The sequence below is a fragment of the Pseudomonas sp. 05N432 genome, assembly GCF_056396945.1.
Map to the genome: position 1 here is coordinate 1 of NZ_JBFTMM010000076.1, position 571 is coordinate 571.

The window sequence follows — 571 nt, forward strand, 5'->3', positions numbered from 1 at the left end:
CGATCAACGCGATCAGCAGCACCGGGGCGGTAGCGGCTGGCACTGCACAAACCAGCGTAGCGGGTGCGTTGTCGGCGCTGAATACCGACACGGTCAACACCGCCAATATCGCGGTGAAATATGATGCGGTCGGCGGCAACGCCATCACCCTAGGGGCGACCGGTGGTGCAGGTGCACCGGCCGGCGGGGTGAAAATCACCAACCTGAGCGCCGGTGCCTTGAACGGCACCAGCACCGATGCGGTGAATGGCTCGCAGCTTTTTGCGACCAACCAAAGCCTCAATAACATCAACAATGGCGCGGGCATCAAATATTTCCACGCCAACTCGACGCTCGCCGACAGCACCGCGACCGGCGTGGACAGCGTGGCCGTCGGCCCAGCCGCGAGTTCGACCGCCGCTAATGCGATCGCCATCGGCAACGGCGCCGTCGCCAGCACTGCGAACTCCATCGCCCTGGGCAACGGCGCCACCACGGCTGCTGCTGTTGCGACCGCCAATGGCGTGATCAATGGCACCACTTTCAATTATGAGGGTGCGACACCGACTGGCGTATTGAGCGTGGGCAGTGT

General features: G+C 63.2%; 1 pseudogene. It reads left to right on the forward strand.

Annotated elements, in window-relative coordinates:
- Positions 1 to 571 (forward strand): annotated as a pseudogene (locus tag AC1DHT_RS29285) (hypothetical protein); the annotation flags it as partial.